Origin of the sequence: Ahrensia marina, from assembly GCF_001293565.1 — a bacterium.
GTDB classification, from domain to species: domain Bacteria; phylum Pseudomonadota; class Alphaproteobacteria; order Rhizobiales; family Rhizobiaceae; genus Ahrensia; species Ahrensia marina.
This window is the reverse complement of sequence record NZ_JXMU01000009.1, coordinates 94,568-120,439: the sequence shown is the minus strand read 5'-3', so window position 1 is coordinate 120,439 and position 25,872 is coordinate 94,568. Positions and strand designations below refer to the sequence as shown.

18 protein-coding genes are annotated in these 25,872 nt (G+C 50.7%); 9 read left to right on the top strand and 9 right to left on the bottom strand.

Features of this window, described 5'->3' with window-relative positions; genetic code table 11:
• Positions 1 to 59: 59 nt before the first annotated feature.
• The gene (alaS, locus tag SU32_RS07475; protein ID WP_053998725.1) at positions 60 to 2,717 is read right to left on the bottom strand and encodes an alanine--tRNA ligase; all 2,658 of its coding nucleotides are present in this window, start codon (positions 2,715 to 2,717) and stop codon (positions 60 to 62) included.
• 218 nt (positions 2,718 to 2,935) lie between these two features.
• Positions 2,936 to 4,066 (bottom strand): recombinase RecA, encoded by a 1,131-nt coding sequence (gene recA / locus SU32_RS07470; RefSeq protein WP_053998724.1) that lies wholly within the window; start codon positions 4,064 to 4,066, stop codon positions 2,936 to 2,938.
• Positions 4,067 to 4,346: 280 nt separating this feature from the next.
• Between recA and SU32_RS07465 the strand changes: the two genes are divergently transcribed.
• From SU32_RS07465 to SU32_RS07445, 5 genes are all read left to right on the top strand, one after another.
• Complete coding sequence (locus tag SU32_RS07465) at positions 4,347 to 5,276, top strand: carbohydrate kinase family protein (protein ID WP_053998723.1); 930 nt, start codon at positions 4,347 to 4,349, stop codon at positions 5,274 to 5,276.
• Positions 5,277 to 5,304: 28 nt separating this feature from the next.
• Complete coding sequence (locus tag SU32_RS07460) at positions 5,305 to 6,216, top strand: pseudouridine-5'-phosphate glycosidase (RefSeq protein WP_053998722.1); 912 nt, start codon at positions 5,305 to 5,307, stop codon at positions 6,214 to 6,216.
• A gap of 234 nt (positions 6,217 to 6,450) precedes the next feature.
• Positions 6,451 to 6,660 (top strand): cold-shock protein, encoded by a 210-nt coding sequence (locus tag SU32_RS07455; RefSeq protein ID WP_053998721.1) that lies wholly within the window; start codon positions 6,451 to 6,453, stop codon positions 6,658 to 6,660.
• Between the two features lie 119 nt (positions 6,661 to 6,779).
• The gene (locus SU32_RS07450; RefSeq protein ID WP_053998720.1) at positions 6,780 to 7,709 is read left to right on the top strand and encodes a dienelactone hydrolase family protein; all 930 of its coding nucleotides are present in this window, start codon (positions 6,780 to 6,782) and stop codon (positions 7,707 to 7,709) included.
• 364 nt (positions 7,710 to 8,073) lie between these two features.
• Positions 8,074 to 8,871 carry a uracil-DNA glycosylase family protein gene (locus tag SU32_RS07445; protein WP_160316298.1) on the top strand — a complete coding sequence of 266 codons (798 nt, stop codon included), beginning with the start codon at positions 8,074 to 8,076 and terminating at the stop codon, positions 8,869 to 8,871.
• Between the two features lie 349 nt (positions 8,872 to 9,220).
• Here SU32_RS07445 and SU32_RS07440 read toward each other — a convergent pair whose 3' ends face one another.
• From SU32_RS07440 to SU32_RS07425, 4 genes are all read right to left on the bottom strand, one after another.
• A complete protein-coding gene (locus SU32_RS07440; protein ID WP_053998718.1) occupies positions 9,221 to 10,387 on the bottom strand; it encodes an HPP family protein in 1,167 nt (388 codons plus the stop codon).
• Positions 10,388 to 10,560: 173 nt separating this feature from the next.
• Positions 10,561 to 11,583 (bottom strand): TRAP transporter substrate-binding protein, encoded by a 1,023-nt coding sequence (locus SU32_RS07435; protein ID WP_053998717.1) that lies wholly within the window; start codon positions 11,581 to 11,583, stop codon positions 10,561 to 10,563.
• Positions 11,584 to 11,736: 153 nt separating this feature from the next.
• On the bottom strand, positions 11,737 to 13,335 hold the full coding sequence (locus SU32_RS07430) for an isocitrate lyase (RefSeq protein ID WP_053998716.1): 1,599 nt from the start codon (positions 13,333 to 13,335) through the stop codon (positions 11,737 to 11,739).
• Between the two features lie 219 nt (positions 13,336 to 13,554).
• The gene (locus SU32_RS07425) at positions 13,555 to 15,006 is read right to left on the bottom strand and encodes a pentapeptide repeat-containing protein (protein WP_053998715.1); all 1,452 of its coding nucleotides are present in this window, start codon (positions 15,004 to 15,006) and stop codon (positions 13,555 to 13,557) included.
• A 322-nt stretch (positions 15,007 to 15,328) separates the two neighbouring features.
• Between SU32_RS07425 and SU32_RS07420 the strand changes: the two genes are divergently transcribed.
• A complete protein-coding gene (locus SU32_RS07420) occupies positions 15,329 to 15,814 on the top strand; it encodes a hypothetical protein (protein WP_053998714.1) in 486 nt (161 codons plus the stop codon).
• 307 nt (positions 15,815 to 16,121) lie between these two features.
• Complete coding sequence (gene gap / locus SU32_RS07415) at positions 16,122 to 17,174, top strand: type I glyceraldehyde-3-phosphate dehydrogenase (protein WP_053998713.1); 1,053 nt, start codon at positions 16,122 to 16,124, stop codon at positions 17,172 to 17,174.
• A 7-nt stretch (positions 17,175 to 17,181) separates the two neighbouring features.
• Here gap and prfB read toward each other — a convergent pair.
• From prfB to SU32_RS07400, 3 genes are all read right to left on the bottom strand, one after another.
• Positions 17,182 to 18,307 (bottom strand): peptide chain release factor 2 gene (gene prfB / locus SU32_RS07410; protein ID WP_144421065.1). Its coding sequence is split into 2 segments (ribosomal slippage): positions 17,182 to 18,237 and positions 18,239 to 18,307, totalling 1,125 coding nucleotides; the frame shifts between segments, so codons are not numbered across the junction.
• Positions 18,308 to 18,393: 86 nt separating this feature from the next.
• The gene (locus tag SU32_RS07405; RefSeq protein WP_053998711.1) at positions 18,394 to 20,856 is read right to left on the bottom strand and encodes a penicillin-binding protein 1A; all 2,463 of its coding nucleotides are present in this window, start codon (positions 20,854 to 20,856) and stop codon (positions 18,394 to 18,396) included.
• Between the two features lie 174 nt (positions 20,857 to 21,030).
• Positions 21,031 to 22,263 carry an N-acetylmuramoyl-L-alanine amidase family protein gene (locus SU32_RS07400; RefSeq protein ID WP_211097707.1) on the bottom strand — a complete coding sequence of 411 codons (1,233 nt, stop codon included), beginning with the start codon at positions 22,261 to 22,263 and terminating at the stop codon, positions 21,031 to 21,033.
• Positions 22,264 to 22,283: 20 nt separating this feature from the next.
• Here SU32_RS07400 and SU32_RS17420 point away from each other — a divergent pair, with 20 nt between their 5' ends.
• Both SU32_RS17420 and SU32_RS07390 read left to right on the top strand, forming a co-directional pair.
• Positions 22,284 to 22,508: a hypothetical protein gene (locus SU32_RS17420; protein WP_211097706.1), complete on the top strand. Its 225-nt coding sequence runs from the start codon at positions 22,284 to 22,286 to the stop codon at positions 22,506 to 22,508.
• Between the two features lie 451 nt (positions 22,509 to 22,959).
• Positions 22,960 to 25,845, top strand: coding sequence for an Rne/Rng family ribonuclease (locus SU32_RS07390; RefSeq protein WP_053998708.1), 2,886 nt, complete (start codon positions 22,960 to 22,962; stop codon positions 25,843 to 25,845).
• Positions 25,846 to 25,872 lie beyond the last annotated feature (27 nt).

Below are 25,872 nucleotides of genomic sequence, written 5' to 3'. Positions count from 1 at the left end.
ACATGCGGCAAATCAAAGGGGTAGAGCGTGGGTGCGATTCAGTGAAAAGCAGACACGCTCTAAAGAGCTGCCGCGATGGCTTCGATAGCCGCGTCAGCTTTAGCACCGTCCGGTCCACCGGCCTGCGCCATGTCAGGACGCCCGCCGCCACCTTTTCCGCCAAGTGCAGCAGAACCGACACGCACGAGATCAACCGCGCTTTTCTCGGCCACCAAATCGCCGGTTACGCCGACGACAATGCTGGCTTTGCCATCATCTGACACAGCGATCAAAACCACTACGCCGGAGCCGATTGAGGCTTTTGCCTCGTCGACCATGGGTTTTAAATCGCGCGGGGAAACGCCGCTGACAACGCGTCCTAAAAATTTCACGCCGTTGATTTCGCGCGCGCCGTCCTCGCCGCCGCCGGATGCAGGGCCGGCAAGCGCCAGTGCTTTGCGCGCTTCGGTCAATTCGCGTTCCATTTTTTTGCGCTCATCGAGCAGGCCTTCTATGCGCGTAACAACATCCTCAGGCGATGTTTTAAGCAGACCGGCCGTGCGGCGCATCAATGCATCCTGATTTTGCAAATAGTGGCGTGCCGCCTCGCCTGTCAAAGCTTCGATACGGCGAACGCCGGACGAAACAGCGCTCTCACCAATGATTTGGGCAACGCCAATTTCACCGGTTGCGGCCACATGTGTGCCGCCGCACAATTCAAGTGAATATGGCTGTCCTTGTTTTTCGCCGCGTAGCGCAGTGCCCATGGACACAACGCGCACTTCATCGCCGTATTTTTCACCAAACAAAGCCATGGCACCGGCTTCACGCGCATCATCAACATTCATCAGGCGGGTTGTAACCGGACTGTTTTGAAGCACAATTTCATTGGCAATATCTGAAATCTTTGCCAGATCTTCGTCCGAAATCGGCTTGTTGTGCGAAAAGTCGAAGCGCAAACGGTCTTCGGCAACCAGCGACCCTTTTTGAACAACATGGGTCCCCAAGACCTCACGCAGCGCCTCATGAATAAGGTGTGTTGCCGAATGGTTGGAGCGCAGCTTTGAACGCCGCAGATGATCGACGATCAGTTCAACCGGCGCGCCTTTCTCCACCTTGCCGCTTGCAACTTCACACACATGAACAAACAGGCCGTTGGCTTTTTTCAATGTATCGAGCACTTTCAGCTCGAAGCCGTCGCCTTTGATAACGCCGCGGTCACCCTGCTGGCCGCCGGATTCGCCATAAAACGGCGTCTGGTTCACGGTGACAGAAACCTTGTCGCCTTCGCCTGCGCTATCCGTAATCTCACCATCTTTGACAATCGCGTTGATAACGCCTTCTGCTTTTTCAGTTTCATAACCGAAAAATTCAGTGGCCCCATATTCATCGCGCAGCGCGAACCAGACTTTTTCGTCTGCCGCATCGCCGGAACCGGACCAGTTGGCACGTGCCTCGGCCTTTTGCTTTTCCATGGCGGTATCAAAGCCGACAAGGTCAACTTCAATATTGCGCGCGCGCAAGGCGTCCTGCGTCAAATCAAGCGGAAAACCATACGTGTCATAGAGTTTAAATGCGGTCTCGCCGGACAAGGAGTCGCCCTCTTTCAAGCCGGCTGCCGCATCGTTGAGCAAACCAAGGCCGCGGTCCAGCGTTTTGCGGAACTTTGTCTCTTCCAGCTCCAATGTTTCGGTAATCAAACCGCGCGCGCGGTCCAGTTCAGGATAGGCTGCACCCATTTGTGTAATCAGCGATGGCACAAGACGGTGCATCAGCGGATCCTGTGCACCCAATAGATGGGCATGGCGCATGGCACGGCGCATAATACGGCGCAGCACATAGCCACGCCCTTCATTGGACGGCAAAACACCGTCTGCTATCAGAAAGCTGGTTGCGCGCAGATGGTCGGCAATAACGCGGTGGCTGGCCTTGTTGGCGCCCTCCGCCTTTGTCGATGTCAGTTCTTCCGATGCGCGGATCAGCGCTTTGAAAAGATCAATGTCATAATTGTCATGGACGCCCTGCATGACCGCAGAAATGCGCTCCAGCCCCATGCCGGTATCAATCGACGGGCTTGGCAGATCATGGCGCACATCCGGTGCGATCTGCTCATACTGCATGAAAACAAGGTTCCAGATTTCGACAAACCGGTCGCCGTCTTCTTCGGGACTTCCCGGAGGTCCACCCCAGATGTGATCGCCGTGGTCATAAAAAATTTCTGAACACGGACCGCATGGTCCCGTATCACCGGCGGACCAGAAATTATCGCTCGTTGCGATGCGAATGATTTTTTCGTCAGGCAGGCCGGCAATTTTTTTCCAAAGATCGAATGCCTGATCATCGGTATGATAGATTGTTACCAGCAGCCGGTCTTTATCGAGACCATATTCTTTGGTGACCAAGTTCCAGGCATGGGTGATCGCCTCTTCCTTGAAATAATCGCCAAATGAGAAATTGCCCAGCATTTCAAAGAAAGTATGGTGGCGGGCCGTATAGCCCACATTATCAAGATCATTATGCTTGCCGCCTGCGCGCACGCATTTTTGCGATGTGGTTGCGCGGGTATAATCGCGTTTTTCAAGGCCGGTGAAAACGTTCTTGAATTGGACCATACCGGCAGCTGTGAACATCAATGTGGGATCATTGTGCGGCACCAGTGAACTCGACGGTACTTTGGCATGGCCGTTCGCGCCAAAATAGTCGAGGAATGTATTGCGTATCTCGTTAACGCCGCTCATTGAATACCTGCCTGATCATCAGCATTTGATAATTGCCAAGTGCGTAGCCTGCCGTTGTTTTTCAACCCTGCGAACCGCACTTGATGTTCAGCGCATTGATTAGTCGAAACTATAGGCCAGTGTCCAGTGATTGCAGGTCTTTGTGTGCTAAAAGCGAAGAAAACCCGCCTCCTTTAAAAGAAGCGGGTCCAATAGATTAGATTATAGGGTCAATTATCCTATTTTTTGCCATTGGCAACGTCTGGAAGATCATCTTTTGACCCATCGAAATCCTCGCCGGATTTGGCCTTGTCTGCCGTTTCATCATCATGCAGGAATTGTTCTGCAATCAATCCGGCATTCTGGCGCAAAGCCAGCTCGATTTTATCATAGACATCGCGGTTATCGGCCAGGAATTGTTTGGCGTTTTCCCGTCCCTGTCCCAAGCGCTGGCTATCATAAGAGAACCACGAACCGGATTTTTCAACGATACCGGCTTTTACGCCCAGATCGATCAATTCACCGGTTTTGGAAATGCCCTGACCGTACATGATGTCAAAAATGACCTCTTTGAATGGCGGCGCCAGTTTGTTTTTGACAACTTTGACGCGGGTCTGGTTGCCAACAACCTCATCGCGGTCCTTCACAGCACCGATACGGCGGATATCCAGGCGAACGGATGCGTAGAATTTCAAAGCATTACCGCCGGTTGTTGTTTCAGGCGAGCCAAACATCACACCGATTTTCATACGAATCTGGTTGATGAAGATAACCATTGTGTTGGAGCGTGAAATCGAACCGGTCAGCTTACGCAGAGCCTGGCTCATCAGACGCGCCTGAAGGCCCGGCAAAGAATCACCCATTTCGCCTTCAATCTCGGCCCGCGGTGTCAAAGCGGCCACCGAGTCAATGACAAGCACGTCACAAGCCCCCGACCGCACAAGCGTATCGGCAATCTCCAACGCCTGCTCACCATTATCAGGCTGCGAAATCAAAAGATCCTCAAGGTCAACGCCCAATTTGCGAGCATAAACCGGATCAAGCGCATGCTCGGCATCCACAAAGGCGCAAATACCGCCGTTCTTCTGGGCTTCGGCCACCGTATGCAGGGCCATTGTTGTCTTACCTGAGCTTTCAGGGCCGTAAATCTCGATGATGCGGCCTTTCGGCAAGCCGCCTACGCCCAACGCGATATCCAGAGACAACGAACCGGTTGGTACTGTCTCAATCTCGACGATCTGCTCATTCGCGCCCAGACGCATGATTGAACCCTTGCCAAAAGAGCGTTCAATCTGAGCCAGGGCGGCATCTAATGCTTTTGATTTATCCACTGAATTTCCTTCAACCAAGCGCAAGCTATTCTGGGCCATATTATCCACCTTTAGGTATCGCACATCAGGGGTGCGAATTGTCAACGTGAATTATTTGTACCGCGTTTGTTCTATTTTTGCAATACATACAAGCCATTGTTTTTGTATCTCTATTTAATTTTGTTCCACTTTCGTTTCAATAAAATTGTGCCACTGCCCTCCGCTTTGACTGCGCGGCGCTGTCATGTTTTTACCATTTTAAGGGAATCGGTTGCCGCATTTGGCGCGAACACTTAAACACATTGGTACAAAATCACTCTTATTGCGAGTCACTTAATCAATGGAAACTGATACCGTCCAACTGCTTGCCATTGGCGGTGCCCATATTGACCGTACCGCGCGGATGATTACACCGCATATTGCCGGTGCGTCCAATCCGGTTAATTTTAGCGAACATATTGGCGGCGGTGCTTTTAATGTGCTGCGCAACGCGCAAATGCGTCATGTCGGCAATGCTGCCATGATGTCGGTGCGCGGCGGTGACAGTGTGGGCCGAGCCGTCGAGCAGGCTATCGACGATGCCGGCCTTTATGATTTTAGCGGGACATTTGTTGACCGGGCCACGCCGACTTATACAGCCATTCTGGATACTGACGGTGAGCTGATCACCGCTCTGGCGGATATGGCACTTTATGATGCCGGGTTTGACAGGCAGGTACGCCGTTTGGAAGGCCGTTCACGCATTGCGGCAGCGCAGGCGGTTCTGGTCGATGCCAATTTAAGCGAAACCGCATTGATCAAGACAGCAGAGCTTACCAAGCGGCCCTTATATGCCATGGGCATATCGCCGGCCAAAGTGAACCGTTTAAAACCTATTGCAGCACAAATATCGGCCTTGTTTATCAACCAGCGCGAGTTAAAGGCGTTAACCGGCGGTGATGATCCGGCGGCGCTGACAGATCTCGGATTTCGCGGTGCAATTATCACCGACGGGGCCAACAATGTCTTGTGTCTTGAAAACGGCATAATCACCACACATGTCATTCCCGCGATTGCCTCTGTCATTGATGTTACCGGTGCCGGTGATGCCTTGGCTGGCGGTACAATTGCCGCGCTATGCACACAATCGGCCGCAACATTAAATGAGGCTGCTTTGTTTGGCATTGCCTGCGCACAAATGACCTTGCAGGCCGATGGCCCGATATGCCATGGCCTCGTCAACGAAGAAAAATTTAGCTCTGCCTATGCAAATGTTCTTGCAGCACAATGAAGCAGCGTCAAACAGAAAGCCCTGACCCATGGACATTCATTATACAGAAGAAGTCAGCAATGCGCTGAGCGAAAAGCGTGCGATTGTTGCCCTTGAATCAACCATCATCACCCATGGCATGCCCTACCCTGACAATCTGGAAATGGCACGCAGTGTTGAAGCAATCATCCGCGATAATGGCGCTGTTCCGGCGACGATTGCCGTGATTGAAGGCAAGCTTCATGTGGGCCTTGATGATGAACAGGCCGAGTGGCTTGCCCAGCAAAAAGGCACCATGAAACTTTCGCGCGCTGATCTGGCTTATGCCATGGTGCGCGGTGCAACCGGCGGTACCACCGTTGCTGCAACCATGATGGCCGCACAGGCAGCCGGTATTGCGGTCTTTGCCACCGGCGGCATTGGCGGCGTCCACCGCGGCGCAGAAGAAACGTTCGATATATCGGCCGATCTTGACGAGTTGGGCCGCACGGCCGTCACCGTTGTGAGCGCCGGCGCGAAAGCAATTCTCGATATTCCCAAGACATTGGAAGCGCTTGAAACGCGCGGCGTACCGGTTATCGCTTATGGACAGGACGCTTTGCCCGCATTCTGGTCCCGTGACAGCGGTATTGCGGCACCATTACGCCTTGATACGGCAGCGCAAATTGCACAATTCATGCAGTTGCGCACCGAGCAGAAAGCTTTTGGCCATGGCGGTATTCTGATCACCAATCCAGTGCCTGAAAGCGACGAAATCCCCTATCCGGAAATGGCAACCATTATAACAGTTGCTCAAAATGAAGCGGACCAGAAAAATGTCTCCGGTAAAGACGTCACGCCGTGGCTGCTGAGCCGCATTGTCGAAATCTCCGGCGGTAAAAGCCTTGAAACCAATATTGCGTTGGTGAAAAACAATGCCGAACTGGCCGCAAAGATTGCTGTTGAGTTTGCCGCATCTTAAAAAATTGAATCTCAGGTCAAAAATAAATGCAAGCCGCGCCGCGAAACTTTGCACAAATTCTTGCAATTGTCACAATTGGGGCTTACGAAGTAATTATCGAACTTGACGGACTATTGAATTGCCTGCCCACATCGGCCGCGCACGTTTAAGAATTCTTCGAATTTCGAAATAAACCGGAGTTGAAGAATCATTTTCCACTCCATGCGACGACGATAGTGAGAAGGAATTCACATCATGGCTACAGGTACAGTTAAATTTTACAACGACCAAAAAGGTTACGGCTTTATCGCTCCTGACGATGGCGCGAAAGACGTATTCGTACACGCAACAGCACTTGAGCGTGCTGGCATGAACGGCCTTACAGAAGGTCAAAAAGTAAACTTTGAAACTGACATTGATCAGCGTTCAGGTAAAACAGCGGTTTCTACAATATCTGCTGCTTAATTATTTAAATATCGCTTTCAAAGCGTTATTGAAGTTTCTTAAACCGCTGCATCAGCAATGATGTGGCGGTTTTTCTTGTTGTGATTGTGCACTTCAAAGTATCATGAAATGGTTTGGCTATGAGCTCTCCCGATACAAATTCGATTCGCGATCATGTTAAAAAACTGCTCGGTGTCAGCCTGCAGCACTATAAATTGTCGTTGTCGAAAATCGAAACGACTGTGGAATTGCAGCATGGCACAGCCAAGCGGATGGTTTTTACAACGCAGGACAACACCGCTATTCCAGCCGTGATGCTGGAGCCTGCGGGTGCCAGTTCCCAGACACCATCTCCCGCTATTCTATACTGTCATGCGCACGGCGCGCGTTACGACATCGGCATCAATGAACTGTGTGACAGCCGCCCTGCTCTTGTCGGCCCCTATGCCGAAGATCTTCTTGCGCTTGGTTTTGTTGTTCTTTGCCTTGAGATGCCGTGTTTCGGTTCACGCTCGTCTCCGGAAGAAAGCGCGGCATCCAAAACAGCGCTTTGGTATGGCAAAACATTGTTCGGCCAGATGCTCGCAGAGCTAAGTGCCGGCCTTGATTATCTATGCGATCTTCCTCAAGTGGATTCGGCACGTATCGGCACACTTGGCATTTCAATGGGTGGTACCCACGCTTGGTGGCTTGCCGCGCTCGACACCCGCATCAAGACAGCCGCCCATTTGTGCTGCTTTGCCGATCTTGCAACGCTGGTGAAACTCGGCAATCATGATAATCACGGGCATTATATGACCGTGCCGGGATTGCTTGCGACCTGTTCAAGCGGGCAACTGGCAGGATTGATTGCGCCGCGCGCTCAATTTTGCGGTGTTGGCCTGAAAGATTGGAGCTCGCCGCCCGATGCCTTCAAAGTCGCGCAGGATGAATTGATTGCGGCTTATGGCGATAAGACCGACCTGCTGACTTTTCATATCGAACCAGAAGTCGGCCATGAGGAAACACCTGCGATGCGCGCGGCTGTGCTGACATTTCTTAAACGGCGCTTGATTGCACGACCTATTTAGTCATTCAGACGCCTTAGGCTGCACCTTCTTATCCCAAACCTGCGTAATCGCGGGCATATTGAGCTCTATCCAGTCAGCCAATTCGTGTATTTTTGCACAATTGTGACCTTAAGCGCGCGCAAACAGGGCGACACGGTAGAAATGACAATTCAAGGGTAGCAATGCGGACTTTTGAGACACTCGCTTGGACATTGCGAATTGGCAATTTGGGCTCAAATAGGTCCTTACCAACTACTCGATTAATGCCCCATTGCCCACCAGTCCCCACACCAAATAGAAGCGTGTGGGGTTACTCGACATAAAGCCTTAAACAAATCTAGAGTATACCCCAGCTGCTTTTACCGCCCCCTACTTTATGAATGGAATGACAGAGATGGTAACGTCCAACTGGCTAGAAGCCAACCGCCCCGATATTTGGCAAGGCATTATTGAAAAGTCACACTCCCCGCTCTTTGATACAAACTTCCTTGTCCAGATGGGAGAAATTTATAGGCGGGAATTTGCAGGCGAGCGTTTTGAACTATCTGTTACGATTCCCACAATACCTGTCGACGCCTGCAAATTTAATCAAGCACCTGACCTTTGCTCCGTTCATTCTGGCTTCGACTTGCCACTCCTCATTACACCAAAACACAATTGGAATGGTAAGATGGTGATTATTGCATCACAGGACCCACTTCGAAAAAGTGATTGGGCGCCTAGAGGGCTATCTATGTGCACCCCATGGGGTTTTTCGACGCAGGGCGGAAGCAGTAGAGGCGGGAAGATTTTGTGGCCAGTGGTCGAGTGGCTATGTCGCCAAGGTCTCGGTGTATACTTCACAGATGTTTGGAAACTCTATGTTGAACCATCTTCAGGCATCAAGAGGAACATCTCTACAAGACAAATCGAACGGGAGGTGTTCAAAGCGGAAATGGACATCGTTAGTCCGGTACTGTGGGTAGCATTTGGAAATGCAGCTCAAGAGGCGCTGAGCAAATTCGGCATCACGCACGTCGACAAACACCCACATCCAACAGCCTTTGGAAGCTTAAAAAAACATTATGGTACAGAGGATGAAAAGTTCACTACCATTCAAAAGGCAATAATTAGCCAAATCTCGAGTAAAATATTTGCGGGCGAAGCACTAACAGGTAATCACGCAGCCGAACTATCGAAATAAGGAAGCCGGAAAAGCCACAAACCGTATATTTTAAGGTTTTTAAATTGAATTCGAACAACTTTCAGAACAACATAAAGTTTCTTATCCCCCTAAATAATTGATTATTATTTTAGTTTTTGAAAGTCACCCCATCCATCACGGGTGCCACAGAAAATTTGCGCGCCTGCTGAAGCTTCATGCTCATTTTTCACATTGTTGGGATTTGGTGGCGTGCATTAGCACAAAATTTGGTTTTGTCGCCTGTTTTAAGGCCGTGTGCCTGCGAGGTTGGCAAGGGCCAGAATGGGCTCCAAGGAGATATTCGGCCCTCCCCACATAAGTGATAGCGCCCGCGATCAACTTCAACAAACTAACTATGCGACTTTTCCGGCAAGCTGCGCCTGGCTAGTGCGGCTATCAGGTCGGTTTGTGTCACAATGCCGACGATTGTCCCGTCCTCCAATACCGGTACAGCATCGACTTCACCCTGAGCCATCAAAGGCAATAAGGTTGCAATCGCTGCTGTGGGCGAAACGCGCGGCCCGTCAACATCCATAACATCAGATGCATACACAGGTCTTTCCGGCGTCTTGGATAAGAGGCGTGCCATGGCCGCACTGAATTTCAGGCGGGTTTTATCGGCGTCCTTCTGTCCGCGGTTAATCAGATGTATTTGAAATATTACGCCTAAATATCTGTTGTGTTCATCGACGACCGGCAGCGCTGTAAATTGATGTTGCCGGAACAGTTCGGCGATCTCGGCAAGCTGTGTATCGGGTTTAACGGTTACCAGATTACGCGACATTATATCATGCGCGTTCAATGGCCCGGTTCTGTGCGTTGCCGCCTGCATTTCGGCGGCACCGACCAATCTGGCCAAATCTTCAACACCAAGGTTGAATGACTGGCGGTAGCGCTCCAAAATCTCGATCAACTCTTCTTCAGACAGACCAAGACGTTCCATCGGCGCAGGATCTTGTGTGCCGTAACTGTTGGGCTCATCAAACTGCCTGAACGGGTATCGCCGCCCTGTGAACCTGGCATAAATGGTCGCGGCACAAACAAGAAATACAGTTCCGGCTGCAACCGGAGCCAATGCAAATTGAAAGCCGAGGTCAGCCACCGCGTCGGGGTTCATGGCAGCCGTCATCGCAACAGCACCGGCCGGCGGATGAACGGCGCGAAACAGGGATGTTGCAAAAATCGCAAGCCCGACGGCCACAGCAACACGCAGGACAGGATCAGGAACAGTCAGGCATATAGCGACACCAACCAGTGCGGCGATCGTATTGCCGACAATTGCCGACCAAGGCTGCGCCAACGGGCTGTTCGGCACGGCAAACAAAAGCACGGCACTCGCACCAAATGGTGCAATCAAATAAAGGCGCAGTTGTAAATCAACGGATAAAAGCGAGAGCAAAAGACCTGCAACGCCAAGGCCAATTAATGCGCCGACCCCTGCCCGCAGCGCTTCTCTTGGCGATACCAGACCGATGGGCGGCCCAAGAGACCGTAGGATTTGAGAGATAACAAGCATATGCGCAATCTATTTGCCGGGCGTTTCCAGCGCTTTTCACATGCTCGAGAATTTATGTATAGGCGGGTTAGCCTCAATTGCGTACGGTTATTGGATTATCATTCTAAAGTGAGGATAATCCATATGAAAAAGGCGGTCATTGCTGACCGCCTTGTTTCTTGATTGACGCTATTTTATTCAGCGTTTTTGGCAATCGCATCACGGGCGGCTTTGACAAGCGCGGCACCATCTTCGCCTTTGCCGTCCATTTCAGCGATCCAGTCCGCTTCCACTTCAGCGCCAACTTTCATCCACGCGTCACGCTGATCTTCAAGATCAATGATTGTGTTGCCGGTTTCGTCTGCTTTTGAGCGGCCGACCTTGTCCATGTCATCCATTGCCTGACCAAACAGTTTGGAGACTTCCGGACCGGAATTGTTGTCGATGACCGCTTTGAGATCGTCCGGCAGGCTTTCATATTTTGCCTTGTTCATCGTCATGACGAATGTTGCAGTGTAAAGTCCCGGAGCCTCTGCAAAACCGGCATGGTTTTTTGTCAGCTCGGTCATTTTCAGCGGCAATGTCACTTCCCACGGAATAACAGCGCCATCAATCACGCCTTTTGACACCGCCTCAGGCACAGCAGGAACCGGCATACCGACAGGTGTTGCGCCCAGCTTACCCAAAAGATTGGTGATTACGCGGGTCGGGCCACGCAATTTCTGGCCCTTAATGTCATCAAGGGTCGCCACCGGCTTGTTGGAATGGATGAAACCCGGGCCATGCGTATGGAATACGATCGGATGCGAATCTGTATATTCATCCATTGCGTTTTCGATGATGAACTCATGAAACGCTTTTGAAGATGACGCAGCATCGCCGCTCATAAACGGTAATTCAAACACTTCTGATTTCGGGAACCGGCCCGGTGTATAGCCAACAACAGTCCAGACAATATCGGCAACGCCATCAACAGCCTGACTATAAAGCGCAGGTGGTTTGCCGCCCAATTGCATTGACGGGAAGTGCTCGATTTTAATCCGGCCATCCGATTCTTTTTGAACTTTCTCGATCCATGGCTCAATCGCGCGGCCCGGAATAGATGCCTGCTTGGGCAAGAATTGATGCAAACGCAGTGTTACGTCCTGCGCATAGGATGAAGTTGTGCTCATCATTGCCGCAAGTGCCGCACCGATGATCAAATGACGTCTTTTCATAAAAGCCTCCCGCTAATTTTATGCCTCAAACGGCTTGGCGGTATAATGTCATGTAAAAACCGCGTTGCAACGACTAATCACATTATTACAAGCAAAAACAGGTGCCATATCACTATGACACCTGTTTGATCTTTGATTATCGCGCGTGAATTATTATTCAGCCGCGAACTGGTTCATTGTATTGTCTTTGCCGCCCGCTTTCAGCGCAGCTTCACCGGCAAAGTACTCTTTGTGATCGTCGCCAATATCAGAACCGGCCATGTTCTGATGTTTAACGCAAGCGATGCCCTGACGAATTTCCTTGCGCTGAACACCGGCAACATAGCCCAGCATGCCCTGCTCGCCGAAATATTCCTTGGCAAGATTGTCGGTTGACAATGCCGCCGTGTGGTATGTCGGCAGAGTGATCAGGTGGTGGAAGATGCCCGCTTCACGCGCCGCGTCTTTCTGGAACGTGCGGATACGCTCGTCGGCTTCTTTCGCCAGTTCACTGTCATCATAATCAACACTCATCAGGCGGTCACGCTGGTAAGCGGATGTATCCTTGCCCTCAGCTTCCCACGCATCAAATACCTGCTGGCGGAAATTCAACGTCCAGTTAAATGACGGCGAATTGTTATAAACCAGTTTGGCATTCGGCATGACTTCGCGGATACGGTTCACCATGCCGCCGATCTGGCCGATATGCGGCTTTTCGGTTTCAATCCAAAGCAGGTCCGCACCGTTTTGCAGCGATGTAATACAGTCAAGGACGCAGCGGTCTTCGCCTGTACCCGGCTTGAACTGGAAGAGGTTTGAGGCCAGACGCTTTGGACGGAGCAATTTGCCGTCGCGCTTGATGACAACGTCTGAAGAACGCAGATCGTCAGCCGTTACCTCTTCGCAATCAAGAAAGCTGTTATATTGGTCGCCAATGTCACCTTCCTTGGCAGAAAATGCGATCTGTTTTGTCAGGCCCGCGCCCAGCGAGTCTGTGCGCGTTACGATGATGCCGTCCTCAACGCCCAACTCCATAAAGGCGTAGCGACAGGCGCGGATTTTCGCCAGAAAATCATCATGCGGAACCGTAACCTTGCCGTCTTGGTGACCGCATTGTTTTTCGTCCGACACCTGATTTTCAATCTGAAGCGCGCAGGCACCCGCTTCGATCATCTTTTTGGCCAGCAAATAGGTCGCCTCGGCATTGCCGAAACCGGCATCAATGTCCGCGATGATTGGAACAATATGGGTTTGATGCTCGTCAATCTCTTTCTGGATTGCTGCGGCTTTCAACTGATCGCCCGCCTCTTTGGCGCTGTCCAGATCACGGAAAAGACCACCCAACTCGCGCGCATCGGCCTGACGCAAAAATGTGTAAAGCTCGCCGATAAGCGCAGGCACGGATGTTTTTTCGTGCATCGACTGATCCGGCAATGGGCCAAATTCCGAGCGGAGCGCCGCAACCATCCAGCCGGAAAGATAAAGGTAACGACCCTTTGTCGTGCCGAAATGCTTTTTAATGGAGATCATTTTCTGCTGACCGATAAAGCCATGCCAGCAACCCAGCGACTGCGTGTAATTGGCCGGATCGGCATCATATGCTGCCATGTCCTTGCGCATGATCGCCGCTGTGTAGCGCGCAATATCAAGGCCGGTCTGGAATTTGTTCTGTGCACGCATACGGGCAACTGATTCCGCATCAATGCCGCTCCATGACGGACCGTTTTTCGCGATTGTCGCTTTTGCTGCATCGATTTCAGCTGAATAGCTCATTTTACTTGCTCCTTGAGGCGTCTTAAGCCTTTCGTTGTAAAAACTGTAACAACGGTCAGTTCCACCGTGTTGATGAAGCAAGTTCTAATGAGTGAAGCGCAGCAAAATCCAGATAAATCGCATTTTACGGCGCAAAATTGATGTAAATCCGTGACAGGAATTTGCGGGAGGTTTTGTTAGGTTGTAAAAATTGTGACAGATCTTAAACTGTAACAAAGTTTAGTGCGAGGAATGAGGCCAACTATTTAAGCCACGCTCTTTGGCGAACTTTTGCGCATATTCATGTGTTGCAAGGTCAGACGCAGTATAGGGTGACCAGTGACCGTCGGGCAATGCACTTAACTCTGCCAAAGCTTGACCTAGCAATACCTTATCGCCATCGCGCTTTGCGTCGTTCATTTTATATTCTAGGTCTAATATAGCTTGAGCGTTAAATACCCTGCCACGTAACTTAGTATCCGAAGTTCCAAAGTACTGTTTTAATTGTTCATCTCGGATAAACATACTGCTGAAATCAGCAGCATTTAAGAAAATGGTTTCTTGATCATTTGGACGAGGAACATTTAATACGTTACTTTCGGTATAGATTGCGTGATCAAATCGAACACCATTTAACAGAGCCCTCCTGAAACTTGACCAATTGAGATTTGCCATAAAAAATTGGGAACCTTCTAAATTTGCTAAGTCAAATCGACACCCTTGAAGGCTACAATCATGAAATTGCGTGGCAGAAAAATTTCCTCTTGTGAAGTCAGCCCCAGACAACTGAGTCTTGCGCAAATCTAATCTAAATTTTCGTTGAATTTCTGTATCTATATTTCTCTTAGGACGCCGCCCCAATACTGTCAAAGCAGTTTGAATATCGCCCCGAACAACAGGCGTTCCCTCGACTTCTAATGGCTGTGACGCTTGCTTTAATGGGGCGTTCTCACGAACGTAAGCGCACAAAATCTCCATAATCTGGATATGCTCATCTATATTTAATATTGCTATACGCTCCAAAGCATAAATCGCTCCAATGCGCACCTCTAGGTTTGGAACCGTTTCTTCAATTAATTCTCTACGAACTATTGGCTCACCGTCCGCTCGTACAGCAATCACAGGGTTCCCGTCAGGATCAAATACATAATTACCATCGTTATCAGTCTCATATCTATGTATATCGCGATAGCGTTTAACTGTTTTCTCAGCACCAAGCCCCTCAATAGCCTTATTAATACGGTCGGTAATCAAACCTTCTTCTTGAGCCTTTGTTTGCCGTTCGACTGTTAGAACACGTAGCAACGCCAAAGGCGTACCAATCAATCCGGCTAGCGCAGTCATCAACCCAACAATTGCAAGAAAATGAACCCTATAGGCTAATGCGTCACCTGAATTATTATCAACAGGTGGCGGATTGAACCAAAGCGAAAACGTTCCTTTAAGAGTGAGTAGCAATAGCGCAAACCAAAATGGCGATAGAACAACTGCGAACCAGCTCAATGTATTCAGTGAACGCTTTTCATGAAGGCGCCAAGAACGTTTTTGATTTTCTGCCCACCTGTTACGAACAAACAAAACCGCAACCAGTATTGCGCCAAAAGCTATAAGACTGCCGAAAAACCAAGCTTGGTCTACGCTGACTGGAATATCAAAATTTACATTGATAGATTTATTGTCTGCAATAGTCATTCAAATAGTCCATTGTGTATAGTTATATACAATGGACCTCGGATAACAAAACAACTCAAGCTTTTTCGTTATCAGGCGCCTTTATACCCTCCGTCATTCCTGTGCTCGTCACAGGAATCCATAGCGATATGTTGGCGAGTTTCTCAACTCTTCCGAGAATGTACTCTTCACAAGCTTCACGGAACGGATTCCTTCCCACGTCGTTATGCTTGTTTTAGACAGGTATAGAAATGACGGCGGTGTTTGTACTCTCCCGCCAACAAAACTTATCCACCCCCTCACGCCCTTACCCATAATGCTCCGCAATTAAAACGGAGTACATATGAGCATTGCCACCGCCATAGAAAGAAACAGGATTGCGCTTTTGCGCATTGTTTTCTGCTGGCTGGGCGCGACGCATCTTATTAATGCGCGTAGCGATAAACCGCTTCCGCGTCGTTTATCGGCATGGATTCTTGATCGCATCATCATTGCCGAGAAAGCCGCCGCCTGCCTGCTGGTCGCGCTTTTCTATTCTAACCAAATCAAAAAGCGTTGTGCGCCAAATTTTGAGAACGCGGCCGGCGCGTTCATTGCCTTCAATAGCGCTTTCACGCTCGGCGCGCTAACGACCAGCGGCATTATCAAGCGCCTGAAATCCCTCCGGCATATATTGCTTAATCTGCGCGTTATCGCGCGGCATTTGGTCAACATTCTTGCTGCCCGCGCGTGGATTGAAGCGATGAAACGTGCCGCGCAAAACCATGTGTTTTTTCATATCGCAATGATATGCCCTGCTGCCACGATGGAAGATGCTATTCCGCCGTGATGCTTCTTACATTGCTGTGCCGTTTAAATTGCCTCAAAACTAGAGCGCGATAATGCTGGTGTGCGTGGTTCCGTTGGCCAGCCTCACCCTCTCGGTGATTGCTTCGCAATACACCTGCCGGGGGCACTGCTTGCAGAACAGAAGCAGCTTTCGTTTAAACCGATTTAAAACATTTAAATTTACCAAGCTTGTGAATTCTTTATAATTTCAATCGTTTAATAAACTTTTGGAGGGTTTCGTTTTAAAAAAAATTAAACTAAGTGGCGGCTCATAGGAGTGCGTTAGCACTAAAAATTGGAGATTTTTAATGACTATTCGTGTTGCCATTAACGGATTCGGACGCATTGGCCGACTGACATACCGCGCCATTCATGAGCTTGGCTGTGATGATATTGAAGTTGTCGCGATCAACAATTCCGGTCCGGTTTCTACACACGCGCATCTGCTTCGCTATGATTCTGTGCATGGTCTGTTTCCGGGCGAAATCAATGATACGGAAAAAGGCTTTGATACCGGCCGCGGATTTGTTCCTTTCTTTGCCGATCGCAATCCGGCCAATTTGCCATGGGATGATCTGGGTGTTGATATTGTGCTGGAATGTACCGGCGCGTTCAACTCGACAGAAAAGTCGATGCCGCATATTGAGGCCGGCGCGAAACGCGTCCTTCTTTCTGCACCGGGAAAACCTGCCGATAAAACAATCGTGTATGGCGTAAACCATGAAGAAATAACGCCGAACGATCTGGTTATTTCAGCCGCTTCTTGCACAACCAATTGTCTTGCTCCTGTGGCTTATGCGCTTAACGAGGCTGTCGGCATTGAGCACGGCTTTATGACGACAGTACATTCATTTACCGGCGACCAGCCAACGCTCGACCGCCACCACAAGGATGTTTACCGCGCGCGCGGTGCAGCCAACGCCATGATCCCGACCTCAACCGGCGCGGCCAAAGCGGTTGGTCTTGTCATCCCCGAACTTAACGGCAAGCTGGACGGCTCGTCTGTGCGCGTGCCAACGCCGAATGTTTCGCTGGTGGATTTGAAGTTCGTTGCCTCACGCGCAACCTCGATTGACGAAATCAACGAAGCGATGCGTGTTGCCGCTGAAGGCGACCTCAAAGGCATTGTGTCCTATGATCCGGCGCCGAAGGTCTCCATCGACTTTAACCACAATCCGGCATCATCCTGTTTTGCACCGGCGCAAACCAAAGTCATGAGTGACACGATGGTTCAGGTCATGGCATGGTATGACAATGAATGGGGCTTTTCATGCCGCATGACCGATGTCGCGCGGCATATGGGAAAAGTTATGCAGGCTGCACAGCCGGTCAAAGCCGACAAGCTGGTCGCGGCAGCCTAGATCCGGATTAATCCAGATCTTCCACTTCGCCTTGTTCGCCATTCACTTTGGCGGCCAAGGCAGCTTCCATAAACGGATCCAGCGCACCGTCGAGCACATCCTGCGGCGATGTCGATTCAACGCCGGTGCGCAGATCTTTGACCAACTGATATGGTTGCATCACATAAGAGCGGATCTGGTGGCCCCAACCAATATCGGTTTTGCCGTCATGGGAAGCTGCGGCCGCATCTTCGCGCTTTTTCATTTCCATATCATAAAGCCGCGCGCGCAATGCTTTCATACAGTTCGCACGGTTTTGGTGTTGTGACTTTTCCGATGATGTCACCACGATGCCAGTTGGGAAGTGTGTAATACGAACCGCGGAATCCGTCGTGTTTACGTGCTGGCCACCGGCACCAGACGATCGGAAAGTATCGACGCGGATATCCTTATCCAACACTTCAACTTCAATGTTATCGTCAATCACAGGATAAACGCCGACAGAGGAGAATGATGTGTGGCGACGGTCATTGGAATCAAACGGCGAAATACGCACCAAGCGGTGCACACCGGTTTCTGTTTTCAGCCAACCATACGCATTATGGCCTTTTACAAGGATCGTGGCCGATTTGATGCCGGCTTCATCACCGGCAGAATATTCCTGCAACTCGACCTTAAAGCCACGGCGCTCTGCCCAGCGCGAATACATGCGGAACAGCATGTTCGCCCAGTCCTGACTTTCTGTGCCGCCGGCACCGGAATGCACTTCAACAAAGGTATCGCTGGAATCAAGCTCTCCGGAAAGCAGTGCTTCAATCGACATTTTTTCGATCTCGCCCTGCATGGCTTTGATGACCTCTTCGGCATCATTGACCGTGTCCTGATCGCCCTCTTCCTCGCCCATTGCGATAAGTTCGATACTATCTGCCAAATTCTGGTCAAAGCCTTTTATCGCGCTGGTCATTTCTTCAAGGCGCTGGCGCTCCTGCATCAGCTTTTGCGCTTCGTCCGGGTCATTCCAAAGATCGGGGTCTTCGGCGCGTGAATTTAAGTAATCTAGTCTTTTGGAAGCTGCATCCCAGTCAAAGATGCCTCCTCAGCAGGGCGATTGCCTGCTTGATGTCATCGACAAGTGCCGAAATTTCCGCGCGCATAAATAATGGTCCAAATTCAAAATGAGTTAGAAAAGATGTCTCAGGCTTTTAGAAAAAGCCTGAGCACAATGTAAAGGGCTGAATGACTAGAAAAGTCCGCCGGAGTTTGTTTCCACCGCACGCTGCGCATTTGGTGAAATAGCGCGCTGACGTTCGCGCTGCTCGGCCACTTCCGCGCCGATCACAAAATAAGTGTCAGCCGGCCCTGTGCCAGGTTTGAAAGCTTCGGCAATGATATCGCCGCCGACAGGTGCACCTTCTGCCGCAAGACCGGTTTTGCGGTTGATATTGATGATGGTCATGCCTTCAGGCACTTTGAAATCTACCGGCTCGACACCTTCCAGAGCTTCGCCCATAAATGCCTGGAAAACAGGCGCGGCCAACTCACCGCCGGTCGATCCGCGCCCCATCGCACGCGGCTGGTCAAAACCGATATAGACGCCGGTGACCATATTCGGTGTATAGCCGACAAACCAAGCATCTTTTTCATCATTGGTTGTGCCGGTTTTACCTGCGATCGGACGCTCCAGCGCCTTCAATTTTGTCGCGGTACCGCGCTGGACAACGCCTTCCATCATGGAAGTGATTTGATAGGCCGTCATCGGGTCAAGGATCTGGTCGCGTGTATCAACCAGTTCAGGCTCGTTTTGGCCTACCCAACGTGAGGCATTACAGCCCTCACAAATTCTGCTGTCCTGCTTGTAGATCGTTTTACCGTAACGGTCCTGCACACGGTCAATGATTGACGGTTTGATCTGACGACCGCCATTGGCGAGAACGGAAAACGCTGAAACCATGCGCATCACAGTCGTTTCACCGGAACCGAGAGACATCGCCAAAACCGGCAGCATTTTGTCATAGATACCGAAATGCTCCGCATAATCTGCGACAAGGCGCATACCCATATCTTTTGCAAGACGCACGGTCATCAGGTTTCTAGAGCGCTCGATACCAAGGCGCAGTGTTGACGGACCGGCACCGCCGCCAGAGTAGTTTTTCGGTTCCCAGACCTTGCCGCCGGAAACAAGTTTGATAGGCGCATCAAGAATAACGGAAGCCGGTGTGTAACCATTATCAAGCGCTGCGGCGTATACGAACGGCTTAAAAGAGGAACCCGGCTGACGATAAGCCTGCGTGGCGCGGTTAAACTGCGATTCTGAATAGGAGAAACCGCCAACCATTGCCAATACACGTCCGGTATTGGGGTCCATGGAAACCAGCGCGCCGGAAACTTTAGGAATTTGGCGAAGGCCATAATCATTACCTTCGTCCGATTTTTCGACAAAGATCACATCGCCGGCTTTAAGTACTTCATCGATGGATTTTGCCGTCACACGCTCGCTTTGCGCATTGCGCATACGGAAGGCCCATTTGAGATTTTCGGCTTTTATGAAACCCCGCTCCCTGTCGCTTTTTACAGCGCCGGAGACCTCTTTGTCAGGCTTTAAACCGATATCGGCACCGTCTTCAGAGACAGATAGAACGACGGCCACATCCCATTCCGGACGGTCACGCAAGGCTTTTTCATCTGCCAGCGGCACGCCCCAATCATCGGAGATATCAATCTGTTTTTCTGCTCCGCGCCAGCCCCAGCCACGGTCATATTTGATCAAGGCAGACTGCAATGAACGGCGTGCAATATCCTGCAATTTCGGATCAAGGGTGGTGCGTACAGAAAGGCCGCCCTCATAAAGCGCGTCATTGCCATAGCGGTCGATGATTTCTTTACGGGCTTCTTCTGTGAAATATTCGGATGCGAATACATATGAACCTGAGCGACGGTAATTGACACCCAGCCCCATTGCTTGGGCCAATTCGGCTTCTTCGCCGGTTACATAACCGTTTTCGACCATACGCTCGATGATCCAGTTCCGGCGTTCTGTCGCAGCTTCTGTGTCGTCAAACGGGTCATAATTGCTTGGCGCTTTAGGCAGTGTCGCCAGATATGCGGCTTCATGCAGATCAAGCTCGTTCACTGACTTACCAAAATAGGTCAATGATGCGCCCGCAATACCATAAGCGCCTGCGCCAAAGAAAATCTCATTAAGATAAAGCTCAAGAATACGGTCTTTTGAGTAAGCCTGCTCGATACGGAAGGCCAGAATCGCCTCCTTGATCTTGCGGTCAATCGTGCGGTCATTGGTCAAAAGGAAGTTCTTGGCAACCTGCTGGGTGATAGTGGAAGCACCGATCATTCGCCGACCGTTGCGATAGTTTTGAACATTCGTCACCATCGCACGGGCAAGCGCCAGAAAGTCCACGCCTTTATGTTGGTAAAAGTTTTTATCCTCAGCAGAAAGAAAAGCAGCTTTCACACGATCAGGCACCGCTTGTATCGGGATAAACAAACGGCGCTGGCGGGCAAATTCACCCATCAACTGTCCATCGGCTGAATGGATGCGCGTTGTTACAGGCGGTTCGTAACTTGCCAGGACTTCATAGTCGGGAATTTCTTTCGACAGATCGCCAATATAGATGAATACACCCGCGGCCACGAGCAGAAACATGACAACACCGATGCCAAAGAAATAGCCGAGCAGTCTCAACATTACATTTTCACCTATTGAACCAGTGTCCTGTGGACACGTTTTACTTCGTGTTTGCGCCTGAACGCCAAATTAGACGTTAAAAAGGCAACCGCCAATCCACGCCTCTCATTTTGCCTCAGACAGCCGGTTCGCGTTGCTATTGTGCAACTAAAACAAACAGAAACAGCACGAGCCCTAGTTACTCTTGCCGTTGGCGACCGATAGCCTCCTACCGGACAATTCAGCAAACCGCGTAACGGATTCGGCAATCTTATCAACAATCTTAGCACGCCAAGGCGCTTGTTTGAGTTGTTTTTCGTCTTCTGCGTTGGAAAGATAGCCAAGTTCAATCAAAACAGACGGCACATCCGGCGCGCGCAAAACCCTGAAACCTGCATGGCGGTGCGGGTTTTTGATCATTTTTGTTTCTTCTTTGAGCTTTGAAACCGCAAGCCGCGCAAACTGAACCGAAAAACCCAATGTTTCCCTGCGCGCCAGATCAACGAGGATATCAGCAACATCCTCCGGCTCATCAGCAAAGTTTATGCCGCCTATTTCATCTGCGCGGTTTTCAGATTCAGCGATTCGCGCGGCCACACTATCGGACGCCTTGTCTGAAATTGTGTAAACGGTTGCGCCCCGTACATATTTTTCGCGGATAGAATCGGCATGAATGGAAATGAATAAATCAGCGTTACTCTGGCGCGCAAACTGAACACGGTCGTTCAAAGATATAAAAACATCGCTGTCACGGGTCAAAATTGCGTCGACATCGCCTTCTTCATCGAATCTTGCCTTCAACTCTTTTGAGAAAGCCAGAACAATTTCTTTTTCCAACGTCCTACCACGCCCGACGGCGCCCGGATCGATCCCGCCATGCCCCGGGTCAATGACAACGGTGAACTTTTTTGTTTTGTTCAGCTTTGACGACACGCCCAAGCGGTCAGACTTCGAGCTACGCTGCACGACTGCATTTGTGCGCATATTATCAATCATGGCGGCGTTAAAAGTGTCGCTATCGCTATGATTGAGTGAAAAGATGAGGCTAAATGTATCGTTCTTGGCATTTTTGCGGGTATCGACCTGAACAATGCTGAACGGTTTGTCCATTTCAAAGATTATGCGCGAATTGACGTCGCTCATATCTCCCCAACGCATATCCGTTGCAAAACCGCTCCAATCTGCCTGATCGATCTCAAAACCAAAGCCAAGGCGCTGAAAATCCAGCACCAGACGCCAAGGGTGATTGAGCAGTTGCGGAGCAACCTCCACTTCACGGTCGAAAACCAGCGTGATGGCCATTGCCTTGTCGTTGCCTTCAATCTTTGCAGACAAAGCAAGCGGGACATCTGTACTTTGCGCATAAGCCAGCGACAATCCGCCGGTTAACCAGCCGACAAACAATAGCAAAACAGAAAAATTACGCACGAAGACCATTGGCGTCCATTTTGTTCGTTGATATTGCTGCCCTGCTATCACGCAAAACAGCCAGCTTATTGGCGAGTGCATGTCCATACGCACTATTGATCGCTATTTATGGCGCATTTTATGTATTTATGGTTAACCAGCCATTTACAAACAACAAACAGCGCGAAGCTGACCAAGTTCAAGCCTTTACACCTTACCTTGAAAAATATGACGTAAGCTTACGTCTTTCAACGCGGCTATTTTGAGGCTCAATAGCCCATTATTACAGTTCAGTGAATTAAAATGCTTGCGACTTTGAATGCGAAAACCTAAGTTAATGTCATCCATTGAGCGAAAAAGCGCCAATGAGACAAAGAATTTACCGCTGTCCGAAATGCCAGGTCAGAGGTTTTTAACAGGGACCAAGCGTCTTTAATCATAAGATGGTGTGTCCTAGCCCGATATCGGGCATATATCACCGACCGTGTACAAGCGGTCATAATTTGGAATGCCGACGGGCCATGAGAATGTACAAAAACGCAATGAGGAATGAGACATCGCTTAACGCGTTGCCCCTCTTGGCGATCATCATGCAGCGCCGTCGCAGCCACATCACACAAAAATCAGCCCATCACGGCGCATTTGTTCATCAATGCCTGTCCGCAATAGCGCACAGACTTATAAACTGTGCCGCCCGGGCTGTCGGAATAAACTATAATGTCCAACAAAATGCTTATCGATTCCTCCCACCCGGAGGAAACACGGGTTGTCGTCACTAAAGGGAATCGTCTCGAAGACTTCGATTTTGAATCACAACATAAACGCCAGATACGCGGCAATATTTATCTCGCAAAAGTAACGCGCGTCGAACCATCGCTTCAGGCTGCATTTGTCGATTATGGCGGCAACCGCCACGGCTTTCTTGCGTTTAGCGAAATACATCCCGATTATTATCAAATCCCGCTGGCCGACCGTCAGGCGCTTGTTGAAGAAGAAGCCGCCCTTGCCAATGCGGAAGAAGCTGATGATGACGCCGAAGCCGAAGCACGCAGCCAGAACAAAGGCCGCGGACGCGGTCGGCGCCGCCGCGGACGCAAAGACGACCGCAATGGTCGCGGGCGCAACCGCGGTGATTACGCCAAACAATCTGTACCGGATGCCGAGCCTGTCGCCTTTGATGCGCTGCTGGCAATCTATGAAGAGCGGATGCAGGCCAATAACGGCGAACATGCTTTTGTCGAAGCCGTTGTCAGTGTTGCTGCGGCAATCGATAATGACGATGTGATTTCCGAAGATACGGACCTAGATACATCTTCGGACGATGATGACGATTCGGATGATTCGGATACAGACGACGACGTTGATGTCGTCGCTGATGATGACGATGCGATTGAGGATTCACGCCCCCGCCGCCGTTCATCGCGTAAACAATATAAAATTCAAGAAGTTATCAAACGCCGCCAAGTGATTTTGGTGCAGGTCGTCAAAGAGGAGCGCGGCAATAAGGGCGCTGCTTTGACCACTTATATGTCATTGGCCGGCCGTTATTCAGTGCTGATGCCGAACACTGCGCGCGGTGGCGGTATTTCACGTAAGATCACCAATGCGGATGACCGTCGCCGTCTGAAAGACATGGTCAAAGACCTTGAAGTGCCGAAAGGCATGGGCGTTATCCTGCGCACCGCCGGTGCCAACCGGACACGCGGGGAAGTCAAGCGCGATTATGAATATCTGATGCGCCTTTGGGACAATGTGCGTGATCTGACGCTGTCATCATCGGCCCCTTCCCTCGTTTACGAGGAAGGCAATCTGATCAAGCGCTCGATCCGCGATCTGTTCAATAAAGACATTAACGAGATCACCGTTGCCGGTGAAGAAGGCTTCCGTCAGGCCAAAGATTTCATGCGGATGTTGATGCCGGGCAGCGCCAAGCTGGTCAAACCATGGCAGGACCCCTCGCCGATTTTTGCCCGCACCGGCATGGAAGCACAGCTCGACAAGTTGATGTCGCCTCAGGTTACGCTAAAATCCGGCGGTTATATTATCATCAACCAGACCGAAGCTCTGGTGGCGATTGATGTGAACTCGGGTAAATCAACCCGCGAACATTCAATCGAAGAAACCGCTATCGCGACCAATCTGGAAGCTGCCGAAGAAGTGGCACGCCAGCTGCGCCTGCGCGATCTTGCCGGTCTGATTGTCGTTGACTTCATCGACATGGAAGAAAACCGCAACAACCGTGCGGTGGAAAAGAAGCTTAAAGACTGCCTGAAAAACGACCGTGCCCGCATTCAGGTTGGCCGGATTTCGCATTTCGGCCTGCTTGAAATGAGCCGCCAGCGTATGCGCGCCAGCGTTCTTGAAAGCACGATGCAGGTTTGTGAGCACTGTCAGGGCACGGGTCTAGTGCGCTCTGCACAATCTGTTGCGCTGCATGTGATTCGCTCGATTGAGGATTACCTGATCCGCAACGACAAGAACCACGTGACTGTCCGTACGCCCGGCGCGACCGCCCTTTATCTTCTGAACGACAAGCGCGAATCGCTGATTGATATGGAACAGCGTTTCGGTCTCAAAATTACTGTCGAGATTGATGACAGTGTCGGCGCTGACATGGTGGCGATTGACCGCGGCGAGGTTTCAAACCTGCCGAAACGTGCGCCAACGCATGTAACGATCGATTATGATGACAGTGAAGATGAGAATTATGTCGAAACCGTTGAGGACGGCGATGATGAAATTCTCATTCAGAATGCGATAGACGAGGATTCGCCAAACTCACCCAGAAATGATGATGAGAACCAAGGCAACCGCAAGCGCCGCCGTCGCCGTGGCAAAAAGAACCGCGACAATAATGGCGACGATACACAAAATGCATCGGCTGACGACGAGTCGGATGACAATGACAGCGATGATAATGACGGCAATAACGGACGCGGCAAACGCCGCCGCCGTTCACGCGGACGCCGTGGTGGTCGTGGGCGTAAAAACCGGCAGGACCGTATTCCGAATGCCGAGCTTGTCGGCCCGATGATTGAATTTGCTGCGGCATGGGACGCGGCAAATTCAAAGTCTGAAAACGAGCCGTCATCCAATGATGACAATGGCGACCAGCAGGCGTCTGGTTCACCGGATCAGGACGGCGATAATCAGGGCAACGGCAAAAACCGGAACCGGCGCAAACGTGGCCGTGGCCGCGGCCGGAACCGCCATGAAAATGGTGGCGATAATAACGCCAATGATACCGGCGATAACAATTCCGGCGACAATGGCAATAATGGCGGTGAGAAGCAGATTGCCGCTTCAAATGAGGCCGCTGACAACCAGCAACCGCAAGCCAATGGCGCTGCTGCACAGCCGGAGGCACAGGCAGAACCTGTCAAAGCGGATGCTGACGAAAAGCCCGCTTTGTCAAAACGCGAGGAAATTGCGGTTGAAGTGGCGCGCGAAGAAGCGCCGGAGAATAGCGACGAAGCACCCAAGCGTGTTCGCGCGACAGAGGCCAATATCAATCATGATGTTGAACCTGTTGTTGTCTCGAAAACAGGCGACAAGCCAAAGCCGAAAAAAGGCGGCTGGTGGGCACGCAAACTACTCGGCTAAAACCTTAGTGAATTGAATCAACAGCCC

What these genes read in the sequence shown, in the direction of transcription:
- SU32_RS07445 (WP_160316298.1), top strand. Translation starts at nt 8,074, where the DNA reads ATGACAGAGATGGTAACGTCCAACTGGCTAGAAGCCAACCGCCCCGAT.
- SU32_RS07460 (WP_053998722.1), top strand. Translation starts at nt 5,305, where the DNA reads ATGGACATTCATTATACAGAAGAAGTCAGCAATGCGCTGAGCGAAAAG.
- SU32_RS07430 (WP_053998716.1), bottom strand. Translation starts at nt 13,335, where the DNA reads ATGAGCTATTCAGCTGAAATCGATGCAGCAAAAGCGACAATCGCGAAA.
- SU32_RS07440 (WP_053998718.1), bottom strand. Translation starts at nt 10,387, where the DNA reads ATGCTTGTTATCTCTCAAATCCTACGGTCTCTTGGGCCGCCCATCGGT.
- SU32_RS07420 (WP_053998714.1), top strand. Translation starts at nt 15,329, where the DNA reads ATGAGCATTGCCACCGCCATAGAAAGAAACAGGATTGCGCTTTTGCGC.
- SU32_RS07425 (WP_053998715.1), bottom strand. Translation starts at nt 15,006, where the DNA reads ATGACTATTGCAGACAATAAATCTATCAATGTAAATTTTGATATTCCA.
- recA (WP_053998724.1), bottom strand. Translation starts at nt 4,066, where the DNA reads ATGGCCCAGAATAGCTTGCGCTTGGTTGAAGGAAATTCAGTGGATAAA.
- SU32_RS07465 (WP_053998723.1), top strand. Translation starts at nt 4,347, where the DNA reads ATGGAAACTGATACCGTCCAACTGCTTGCCATTGGCGGTGCCCATATT.
- SU32_RS07450 (WP_053998720.1), top strand. Translation starts at nt 6,780, where the DNA reads ATGAGCTCTCCCGATACAAATTCGATTCGCGATCATGTTAAAAAACTG.
- SU32_RS07435 (WP_053998717.1), bottom strand. Translation starts at nt 11,583, where the DNA reads ATGAAAAGACGTCATTTGATCATCGGTGCGGCACTTGCGGCAATGATG.
- gap (WP_053998713.1), top strand. Translation starts at nt 16,122, where the DNA reads ATGACTATTCGTGTTGCCATTAACGGATTCGGACGCATTGGCCGACTG.
- SU32_RS07405 (WP_053998711.1), bottom strand. Translation starts at nt 20,856, where the DNA reads ATGTTGAGACTGCTCGGCTATTTCTTTGGCATCGGTGTTGTCATGTTT.
- SU32_RS07390 (WP_053998708.1), top strand. Translation starts at nt 22,960, where the DNA reads ATGTCCAACAAAATGCTTATCGATTCCTCCCACCCGGAGGAAACACGG.
- alaS (WP_053998725.1), bottom strand. Translation starts at nt 2,717, where the DNA reads ATGAGCGGCGTTAACGAGATACGCAATACATTCCTCGACTATTTTGGC.
- SU32_RS07455 (WP_053998721.1), top strand. Translation starts at nt 6,451, where the DNA reads ATGGCTACAGGTACAGTTAAATTTTACAACGACCAAAAAGGTTACGGC.